General features: G+C 46.2%; 2 protein-coding genes. One reads left to right on the plus strand and one right to left on the minus strand.

What is annotated here, in order from left to right:
* Positions 1-789, minus strand: a 789-nt coding sequence (locus AB0442_RS42640; RefSeq protein ID WP_366168874.1) for a diguanylate cyclase, incomplete at its 3' end; no start/stop codon positions are given.
* Positions 790-838: 49 nt separating this feature from the next.
* Here AB0442_RS42640 and AB0442_RS42645 point away from each other — a divergent pair.
* A partial coding sequence (locus AB0442_RS42645) for a DUF1435 family protein (protein WP_366168875.1) occupies positions 839-1,091 on the plus strand: 253 nt, incomplete at its 3' end.

The following is a 1,091-nucleotide window of genomic DNA, read 5'->3' on the forward strand; positions in this document are numbered from 1 at the left end:
GTCGTTGTAGACCTTGAAGTGGTCGATATCCAGCAGCAGCACGTAGTGGCGGCCGGTTTGCGGTTCCAGCAGCATAGTGATCTTATTTTCCAGGCCACGCCGGTTATAAAGGCCGGTCAGGGGATCGAGCATGCTCAAATTATTGAATTTGTCCCGCTCGTTATACAGGTTGGCCACCAGCGCGTGGGTAAAGATTTCACTGCGTTTCAACATCAGGTGATGAATGGAGAAAGCGATAATAGGTAATAGCGTGGTGAATAATATCCGCAGGGTATTATGCATGCCGTCTAAAGCCAGGATCACCATTGCGGAAGGCACGGCGTGTAAACAAAAGGCGGTAAAGTTATCCGTCAGAGAAATAGCGCTGATAAAAAAGATGCTGAACAAACTAATTAATAAAAAATCTTGGTTATTCGGCAAGCAATATTGACTTTTAACGTAAATATGTGCGGCCCACAGCAGGCCAAGCACGCTGGAGAACAGGTTGAGTTTGCACAAATATTTACGTGGCGTTTGCAGAGAAAATAGCGCTGCTACCATACAAAATAGCGGTATACATAATAAAGGTAGGGTAAATGCGGGCGTATCCCTAAAAGGGAACAATAATGTAAATACGGAAGAGGCGGCATTCATTATCAGAAAAAGAAATAATGCCAGGCGCTGCTTGCTGTTCAGTAATTCCTGATAAGAACGGGCGTTCATACGGAGGTCACTCTTTGCAAAGTCGTTCTGTCGAATAATTAAGGTTGAGAAGCATTCCCTTGGCGCGAATATCCACTTGAATTGCATGGTTGAGGATTGTGATTATTATCATGCAAACAGGACTAGGAATTTTCTTATGTCAAATTATCATTTTTTCCTGCTGGTGTCATCTGAGTTTGGTCAGCGCAGTGAAAATGATGCGGCGGCCAAAAAAGTGTTATATGATATTGGTTATCATTATCACTTGAGGAGGGTTGTCATGCTCACTGCCATGATTGCCGCGTGCGGACTGTGGGGCGTCAGTTGGTGCCTCGGCGATCGCCTGGCCAGCGCCTGGGGCGTTTTGCTGCCTTGTGCGTTGATGCCGCTGTTGGCCCTGATCAACCTGG

This window comes from Kitasatospora sp. NPDC085895, from assembly GCF_040702125.1.
Lineage (GTDB): Bacteria > Actinomycetota > Actinomycetes > Streptomycetales > Streptomycetaceae > Kitasatospora > Kitasatospora arboriphila.